This window comes from Providencia sp. PROV116, assembly GCF_028482485.1.
GTDB classification, from domain to species: Bacteria; Pseudomonadota; Gammaproteobacteria; order Enterobacterales; family Enterobacteriaceae; genus Providencia; species Providencia rettgeri.
The window spans coordinates 18674-27817 of the sequence record NZ_JAMPQO010000004.1; the positions used below are offsets into that span (position 1 = coordinate 18674).

At 41.0% G+C, this 9144-nt stretch carries 9 protein-coding genes; 5 read left to right on the top strand and 4 right to left on the bottom strand.

The window, feature by feature from the left end:
- Window positions 1–203 precede the first annotated feature (203 nt).
- Window positions 204–2246, top strand: coding sequence for a choline transporter (locus PSE72_RS04185; RefSeq protein WP_115167433.1), 2043 nt, complete (start codon window positions 204–206; stop codon window positions 2244–2246).
- Between the two features lie 52 nt (window positions 2247–2298).
- On the opposite strand, the gene PSE72_RS04190 is transcribed toward PSE72_RS04185, so the two are convergent.
- Complete coding sequence (locus PSE72_RS04190) at window positions 2299–2658, bottom strand: hypothetical protein (protein WP_232800765.1); 360 nt, start codon at window positions 2656–2658, stop codon at window positions 2299–2301.
- Window positions 2659–3368: 710 nt separating this feature from the next.
- Here PSE72_RS04190 and PSE72_RS04195 point away from each other — a divergent pair.
- Entirely contained in the window at window positions 3369–4289 is a 921-nt protein-coding gene (locus PSE72_RS04195; protein WP_115167435.1) for a chitinase, read from the top strand.
- A 19-nt stretch (window positions 4290–4308) separates the two neighbouring features.
- On the opposite strand, the gene kdgR is transcribed toward PSE72_RS04195, so the two are convergent.
- Complete coding sequence (gene kdgR, locus PSE72_RS04200; RefSeq protein ID WP_198641256.1) at window positions 4309–5088, bottom strand: DNA-binding transcriptional regulator KdgR; 780 nt, start codon at window positions 5086–5088, stop codon at window positions 4309–4311.
- Window positions 5089–5325: 237 nt separating this feature from the next.
- Here kdgR and PSE72_RS04205 point away from each other — a divergent pair, with 237 nt between their 5' ends.
- Both PSE72_RS04205 and PSE72_RS04210 read left to right on the top strand, forming a co-directional pair.
- Window positions 5326–6270, top strand: coding sequence for a sugar kinase (locus PSE72_RS04205; RefSeq protein WP_115167437.1), 945 nt, complete (start codon window positions 5326–5328; stop codon window positions 6268–6270).
- 12 nt (window positions 6271–6282) lie between these two features.
- Window positions 6283–6900, top strand: coding sequence for a bifunctional 4-hydroxy-2-oxoglutarate aldolase/2-dehydro-3-deoxy-phosphogluconate aldolase (locus tag PSE72_RS04210; RefSeq protein ID WP_115167438.1), 618 nt, complete (start codon window positions 6283–6285; stop codon window positions 6898–6900).
- 228 nt (window positions 6901–7128) lie between these two features.
- Here PSE72_RS04210 and PSE72_RS04215 read toward each other — a convergent pair whose 3' ends face one another.
- Entirely contained in the window at window positions 7129–7422 is a 294-nt protein-coding gene (locus tag PSE72_RS04215; RefSeq protein ID WP_004910002.1) for a chaperone modulator CbpM, read from the bottom strand.
- Entirely contained in the window at window positions 7422–8372 is a 951-nt protein-coding gene (gene cbpA, locus PSE72_RS04220) for a curved DNA-binding protein (protein ID WP_115167439.1), read from the bottom strand. The genes PSE72_RS04215 and cbpA overlap by 1 nt, the downstream gene beginning before the upstream one ends.
- 209 nt (window positions 8373–8581) lie before the next feature.
- Here cbpA and PSE72_RS04225 point away from each other — a divergent pair, with 209 nt between their 5' ends.
- Window positions 8582–9028, top strand: coding sequence for a GNAT family N-acetyltransferase (locus PSE72_RS04225; RefSeq protein ID WP_115167440.1), 447 nt, complete (start codon window positions 8582–8584; stop codon window positions 9026–9028).
- Window positions 9029–9144: the final 116 nt, after the last annotated feature.

A 9144-nucleotide genomic window follows, 5' to 3' on the forward strand; every position in this document is an offset into this window, starting at 1 on the left:
TGAACCTAAAAAATACATTGATCCCTTGTATTAAACGTTTTTTTAATTGAATGTTCAATCAATATTAACTATTGTTTACAACAATTCGTTCACAATTAGCATAAAGGAGAGGATAACAAAAATCAAATCTTAGCTGATAAATCAATTAGTTAGCTTAGAAAGTAATTTTAACCTGTTAAATAAATAAAAATGTGGAACTACCAATGACAACTCAAAATAGTCCAAAAAATAAGCAGAAGGATAAATTGAATTCTGTGGTTTTTTTTACTTCCGCCGGCCTTATTCTGGCGTTTTCTTTTTTCACCATCTTGTTGACCGAAACAGCAAATCAGTGGATCGTTGCCGCCCTTGGGTGGGTATCCAAAACCTTTGGTTGGTATTACTTGTTAGCAGCGACGCTGTATATTGTTTTCGTCATTTTCGTTGCCACCTCGCGCTTTGGTAATATCAAGCTCGGCCCCGAGCAATCTAAACCTGAATTTAGCGTACTAAGTTGGTCTGCGATGCTATTCGCCGCAGGAATTGGTATCGATTTAATGTTTTTCTCTGTCGCTGAGCCGGTCACTCAATACATGCTGCCGCCAACGGGTGAAGGCGAAACCTTAGAAGCAGCTCGTCAGGCGATGGTGTGGACCCTGTTCCACTATGGCCTAACGGGCTGGTCTATGTATGCCTTAATGGGGATTGCACTGGGTTATTTCAGTTATCGTTATAACTTGCCGTTAACCATTCGCTCCGCACTTTATCCTATTTTTGGCAAACGGATTGACGGCCCGATTGGCCACACCGTGGATATTGCTGCGGTACTAGGGACGATTTTCGGTATCGCAACAACTCTGGGGATCGGTGTTGTTCAGTTAAATTATGGACTCAAAGTATTATTCGATTTACCCCAAGGGCTTCCCGTGCAAAGTGGATTGATTCTGCTGTCGGTGATTATGGCAGTGATCTCCGCTACATCAGGGGTAAATAAAGGTATTCGCGTGTTATCAGAGCTCAATGTGCTTTTGGCACTTGGCTTGATTTTATTTATCTTATTTGTCGGAGATACCGAGTTCTTACTTAATGCCTTAGTACTGAATGTAGGGGACTATATCAATCGCTTTATGGGGATGACTCTCAACAGCTTTGCCTTTGATCGCCCAACCGATTGGATGAATAGCTGGACGCTGTTTTTCTGGGCTTGGTGGGTCGCATGGTCGCCATTTGTTGGCTTATTCCTCGCGCGTATATCTCGCGGTCGAACGATTAGACAATTTGTGATTGGCACTTTAATTATTCCGTTTGTTTTCACACTATTGTGGTTATCTATTTTTGGTAATAGTGCATTGTATGAAATCATTCACGGTAATAGCGAACTTGCTAAAACCGTGCTCGACGCACCCGAAAAAGGCTTCTATTCACTACTTGAGCTTTACCCCGGCTTTGGCCTAACCGCTTCCGTCGCCACAATTACTGGGTTGTTGTTTTATGTCACCTCTGCGGACTCCGGTTCTTTGGTGTTAGGCAATTTCACCTCAAAACTCAGTGATATTAACAACGATGCGCCCAATTGGTTGCGGATTTTTTGGTCTGTCGCGATTGGTTTACTCACCTTAGGGATGTTAATGACAGATGGCGTCGCTGCGTTACAAAATACGACAGTGATCATGGGCTTACCATTTAGTTTTGTTATCTTCTTTATTATGGCAGGGCTATATAAGTCATTAAAAGTTGAGGACTTTAGACGAGTTAGTTCGTTAAATACCAATGCGCCAGCACCACTGTATGGCAATGGAACACTCAATTGGAAACAGCGTTTGGGACGAGTGATGAATTTCCCTGGAACAACGTATACCCAGCGAATGCTTGATTTAGTCTGTATTCCAGCCATGCAAGAAGTGGCAAAAGAGCTCAGTTTAAGGGGAGCAAAAGTGGAATTTAACACCTTACCACCGATTGCTGATGAGCGATTAGACCATTTAGAGTTAACGGTCGACCTTGGCGAAGAACAAAGCTTTATTTACCAAGTATGGCCTCAGCGCTATTCGGTTCCTGGTTTTACCTATCGCGCACGTTCAGGAAAATCCCATTATTACCGCTTAGAAACTTTCTTATGGGAAGGTTCGCAAGGGAATGATTTAATGGATTACACTAAAGAACAAGTGATCAGTGATATTCTCGACCAATATGAAAAACATATGAATTTCATACATTTAAGCCGTGAAGCTCCCGGTGCAACCTTAACATTCCCTGAATCTGTATAATGTGATCTCTAAGGGGGCTATGCTCCCTTAGAGTCAACACACAAACAAATAATTAATAAGGGCGACCTGCTTGCTCCAGCATTTTTTTCATTTGCTCGCGGTCATTCATCCAAGCCATTGAATTAGGGCACCCTGCTCCCGTCGGGTTAACATCACACACATTAAAACGCTGTGGAAACGCGTTTTCATCTGCATTTCGCTGTTCTAACAACGCTTGATAACTTTGTTCTTCTTGAGAAAGTTTCTTTTTGGGATCAAAGACAAACTTTTGTTGTGCCTGTAATTCTTTAATTCCTTGGTAGTCTTTATCAAACTCGCGATCAGCGGGTGACTTTTCTTTAAATGTAAAGTCGCTGGCAAAGCCATAAGAAGTGAAACAAAGAAAAATAATAACAATAACCTTTTTAAACATATCAATTTCCTGCTGTGTCCATAAGCGAATATTATATGTCAGCAGCAACACTGAATGTTGAATAATAATAAGTGAAATTTATAAAAACCTTAATATTCAAATAAGTAATTTACATGAGTTATTAAATCAATTGATTGATACATCGTTGTTATTGGCTTATCCGAATACTAAGGGTGTTTTTTCACCAACCATCCCCCACATCAACCCATTAATTTCTGTTACTTTTCAACCTTGTTATCCTCTTCAATTTTGTCCAAGTATATAAGCTCAACTTCAAAACAAATCAGAATAATTAATTAGTTCCATTATGGGTTTATTTTAAATCTGTTGGTTGTTTTTATGGCAATGCGAAGATGAAATATTAATCTCAAAAAGGGTGTTTACACAGCATATGATGATGCAAATGGCAATCTAAGCGTCTCTGCTAATTGGGGTAATACAAATTTGAAAGAAGGCAAAGCGCCAGCTCCTAGATAAAAAGTGGAGGTAGGCGAATAAGCAAATATCAGTATATGATCCAGCTTTCTGAACGCAGTCGACAGCGAATCACTTCCATTTCCATGATCATAACCGACCTATAACCTATTAGGTTACTAATAATTTTTGTTCTTGTTCCAGAGTCTATTTTCTATAAAAGTGACCTTGTCCTATCAATTACACCGTAGAGCATAGGCTGAAATTTCCTTTTATAAATAAACTAAGGGTATACAATGCATAAAACTTATTTTGGTCCTTATATGGATGTCAGTGTTGATGCAACTTGGAATGATTGGCAAAATTACCCAAATGGCAGGCCTAATGCAAAATATAGCCAAGCCGCTATTAAGTATGGGGTAGATATACTGTCTCTTGGTTTTTTAACCGCCACATTAGATAAAAAAGCAGCATGGTCAGCCCAGCCATCCATGCCAATTAGCTGGGCTAAACCTTTGTGTGATGAACTGATTGCTGGCGGTGTTAAAGTTGCTGTTTCATTTGGGGGAGCTGCTAACCAAGATGTTTCATTGGTACAAACACAAGAACAACTCATCAACACCTACCAAGAAGCCATTGATACACTCAATGCCTCACATATTGATTTAGATTTCGAGAATGGTCTGTACGATGCTGATAATGCATTTTCTGCCTTAAAAGTCATTGTAGATAATAATCCACAAATCACCCTCAGCTTAACCTTGCCGACTATGCCAACAGGGCTAACCAGCACAGGCTTAGCACTCGTGAAAAAATCGGTTGATGCGGGTTTAATGATGAAGGTTAATGGGATGGCAATGGACTACTATGACCCGAATATCACGAGCCTTGGGGATGCAGCGGTTAAAGCCGCCAATAGCATCAAAAACCAACTAAAACCGCTATATCCAGAGATAGACGATAACGAACTATATAATTATGTACAAATTACACCCATGATTGGTCTCAATGATGACCTCACCATGTTTAACTTTAATGATGTCAATATTCTCGCTGAATTTGCTAAAAATAATGGCCTTAACTTGGTGTCAATGTGGAGCTTAACCCGTGACCGCCCGGGAAATAAACCTTTCCCAGAGGCCATAAGCTCTGGCAACCCAGAACAAACCTATGAATTTGAATATACCGATTTATTTACTCAACAACTTAATTCATAAATAGCCCATATCACCAATATTATGGATATTGGTGATAACCCATTTTCTGTGAAATATTACGCCCGGCTGTTTTCAGTAATTCGACATAATCGCCAATGCGTTGTTCATCAAAACGAATAGTTGGGAATGAAATCGATAACCCTGCAATCACATGGCCTAACCTGTCATACACTGGTACTGCAATGCAGCGCAGGCCTAACTCCTGCTCTTCTCGGTCCTGCGCATAATGGCACTCACGAACTGTGGCTAATTCCGCCAGCAAGTCCTCTAAGGTTAAAATCGTCGTTGCTGTTTTTTGGCTAAAGGTTTCATCTTTCAATGCCAAACGAATCGTTTGTTCATCTTGCCAAGCGAGTAAAACCTTACCGATTGCTGTGCAATACAATGGGTTACGACGCCCAACTCGTGAATACATGCGCAAATTATAACTCGAGTCGATTTTATGAATATAAATAATGGCGTCTTCATCTAATGCACCCAAATGCACCGCTTCATTCGTCAGTTGGCCTATATGGCGCATTTCCTTATCTGCAATTTCGATTAAATCAACATACTCGAGGGATTTCGCACCTAATTCGAAGAGCTTCAAGGTCAGTGAATACTTATCTGCCTCACCTTCTTGTTCGACATAACCCAACTGCTTCATCGTTTGTAAAAAACGAAATGTGGTGGCTTTTGACATCAACAAACGTTGGGACAATTCAGATACGCCAATCTCCTTTTGCTCTCCAAGGGCACTAAGAATACTAAATACCTTTACTACCGCTGACACGGCATCCGTTTGTGTTGTCTTATCCATTACCTTTCCATCATCCTATAAATTGCATCCTATAAATTGATAGCAATATTATACCCCAAATTAACGAAACTAACTGATATCACCTAAGTTTGAGTAGCATAATTGTCTCTTCATACAAAAACAAGAACGATGATTCGATATTTTTAAAACGGCGTTTCATTTTTATTGAAATTGGCAATGAAATGCGCTTTAATAGCACTATCAAGTCAGCAATAGTTTACTAATTCGGTGGTGAAAATGAGTGCATATCCGCAGGTTGCCGTTATTGGCGAATGCATGGTTGAGTTGCAAAAATCGGGTGAGCTTTATAAACAAACGTTTGGTGGGGATACACTAAATACCGCACTATACCTGTCTCGTTTAACCAAAGATCACAGTGTGACAACCCGTTATATCACCGGTTTAGGCAAAGACCCATTCAGCCAACAAATGCTAAATAGTTGGCAGCAAGAAGGCATCAATACTGAAGAAGTGTTTATTTCAGACAAACATTTGCCCGGGATGTATTTGATCGAAACCGCTGCTGATGGCGAGCGCCGTTTTTTCTATTGGCGAGATAATGCCGCGGCAAAATTTTGGCTTGATGAGAACAGCAAAGCACACACACAGCAAATTCTAAATTCACAACAATTTATCTATTTAAGTGGCATCAGCCTAGCCATTTTGCCTGACGCTTCACGTCAGTTACTATTTGAAATATTACAACAAGCTAAGCAGCATGGTGCCAAAATTGTGTTTGATAATAACTATCGCCCAGCACTTTGGCCATCGAAACAAGCCGCTCAACAAGTATACCAGCAAATCCTCACGTTAACCGAGATCGCTTTTCTGACCTTTGATGACGAACAACTGCTTTACGGTGATATTGATGAAACCGATGCGATTGCCCGTACTCAGCAATATGGTGTGAAGGAAATCGTGATCAAGCGCGGGTCCGATGCCTGTTTTGTGGTTATTGATAATGAACGAATTGAAGTTCCTGCCAATAAAATAAGCCATGTGGTTGATACCACTGCCGCAGGGGATTCTTTCAGTGCCGGCTACCTTGCTTGCCGTATTTTAGGTGGCACCCCATGCGAAGCCGCAAAAACAGGTCATTTACTGGCTGGAACTGTCATCCAACACCGGGGAGCGATTATTCCATCCAAAGCTATGCCAACCACTGCTTTAGAAACATGTTAAGAGGCTTTAACCATGAATCAATTACTTGAAAGAATTAAGAAACTCAATGTTGTTCCTGTTATCACCATTAATAGTGCAGAGCATGGTGCGCCATTAGCAAAAGCCTTAGTGGAAAATGGCCTGCCATGTGCAGAAATCACCTTCCGCACCCCGGCCGCGGTACAAGCGATTAAAAATATGCGTGCTGCCTACCCTGAATTACTGATTGCCGCAGGTACCGTATTAACCACAGAGCAAGTTGATCAAGCCATTGAAGCGGGTGTAGATTTTATCGTCAGCCCAGGCTTTAACCCCAAAATTGTCGCCTACTGCCAACAAAAGAACGTGATTATTATTCCTGGGGTGAATAACCCAAGTTTAGTAGAACAAGCCCTTGAATTTAATCTCACCACGTTGAAATTCTTTCCAGCCGAAGCCTCTGGCGGGGTTGCCATGCTCAAAGCACTCAGCGCCGTTTACCCGGTTAAATTTATGCCAACTGGCGGTATTGGTGTGAAAAATATAAAAGAATACACAGCACTACCTTCTGTATTAGTGTGCGGCGGTTCATGGATGGTGCCCAATAACCTTATTGATAGTGAGAACTGGCAAGAGCTTGGCAAACTCATTGCCGAAGCCGCAACTATTTAATTAACAATAAAAAAATCTCGTTGTCGTTATTACGCCCTTACTGGATGGTAAGGGCTTTTTTGTTGTTCGTATTCATTAAAATATTATTTAATTATTAGCTTTATCAAATTAATCAAAAAAATATAATACAATTTACTAATAATTTAGATTTTAGATGTAATTATAACCACCACAAACCTAATTTACTTATTAAGGTTCGTGGTGGTGAACAATTAAACTATTAGCTAACTAACCAATAAAACGTTTTAATTGTAGCCGCAGCATCTCATTTTCACGCTGAAGCCGCTCATTTTGCTCCATCAAGCTCATTGCCATTGCAATTCCCGGCCAGTCAATTTCGAGCTCATGGTAAAGTCGCACTGCCCTTCTTACGATGATCACAGCGTGGTCATCAAATAACCATTCATTAGCAGTTTCAATGGGTTGAACTATCCCAAGGCCGACAATTTCCCGTAATTCCTCTTCCGCAATACCCGTGTGAATACAGAAATCAATAACGGTTAATGATGTGAACTGTTCCATTATTTGCCTCCCCAATTTTTACGTGGGTCAAAACTCTGTTGGGTCTCCGCCAATTTCTGCCACAGCGCATCCGCTTCTGCATTACTGCTATTTGGCATCACGATTTTTATAATCGCATACAGATCCCCTGCTGTACCTTTATGTTTCAGTCCTTTACCTTTAATACGTAATTTTTGTCCGGCTTGGCTATTAGCAGGAACAGTGATCACAATTGGGTCTTTTAAGGTCGGTATAGTGACTTTTGTCCCTAAAGCAGCCTCCCACGGGGCTAGCGGCACGACCACTTCTAAATCATGGCCTTTGATATCAAATAATGGGTGTGGTGCAATGCGGATGGTTATCCATAAATCGCCATTTTCACCGCCATTTTCCCCCGCAGTGCCTTGCCCTTTTAAACGGATGCGTTGCCCGTCAATCACGCCTGCTGGGATAGTGACATTAAGTGTTTTGGGAACTTCATTTTCGATAAAACCAAAAGCGTTATAGACCGGTAGGTTATAACTGATGGTACGCTTATGCGACTCTTGACTTTCTTCAAGGAAAATAGCCAATTCAACTTCTAAATCCTGCCCACGATGACTGCGCGCCTGTCTTGTGCTGCCACCCCGTGCTCGTTGAGAAAACATCGATGAAAAAATGTCATCAAAGCCACCTGCATCAAACCCTTGCTGGGAATAGGTGTGGCTTTGTTGGCCTTGGTTAGCTTGGTTAGCTTGGTTAAAATAAGGGTCATTCCTGTGTTCCCACATTTCATCGTATTCTGCACGTTTTTCTTTGTCACCAAGTACCGCCCAAGCCTCTGCAATTTCTTTAAAGCGCGCTTCGGCATCCGGTTCTTTACTAACGTCAGGATGATATTTTCGCGCTAAACGGCGATACGCGGTCTTAATGGTTTTTAAATCATCAGTGCGTTTAACACCCATGATGCTGTAATAATCCTTTAGTTCCATAGTCATATCTCGTTCACTTGTCTGTTGAATAGAATTCTTATGGTATTTACCCAGTTGGGCTAAACATCACAACTACCTTGAATTTAACTTAGGACATTTACGCAGTAATTGGAATAGCTAGGCTATGATAAAATTCCACAAAAAACAGGAAATTTACGTTATTTCAGGCTAAACCTATAAGAGTATCGTTTGATTACGAGGGGAACTCTATGGATGCTATTGCCAGTCGCCTGAACTATAAAGTCAACTTTGCTATCTCTATTGAGGATTTTATTCGGTTAATTCGCCAGTCTCCATTTAAGGAAATGGTGCCAACCGATAATCTTACTCAATTAGATGCGATGCTGAATAATGCGGATTTATTGGTTAGTGCATGGGATGGCGAACAAGTCGTCGGCTTTGTCCGCACAGTAACAGATTTTAGTTCTTGTTGTTATATCTGCGAACTGGCCGTTGATGCTCATTATCAAAAACACGGCATCGACCGCCAATTAATGCGCCTCGCCGCTGAAGAGCTCCCCGCCGACTGCCAGATTTTATTTTTTTCCACCGACAGTAACCTCACCGAATATTTAAAACTGGGCTTCACCCAATCCCCAAGAGCGTGGCATACCACGGCAGGGAACTATTTGGCTAAATCTGCCAATGAAAATTAATATTGAGATATTATTTAGCAATACGATGCTTTAAACATTTACACAAAATAAATTTAAGAAAAGATCTTTTAACACCAATGCGGATGCTCTAAATAATTCAGATTGTGGGTAGAAGA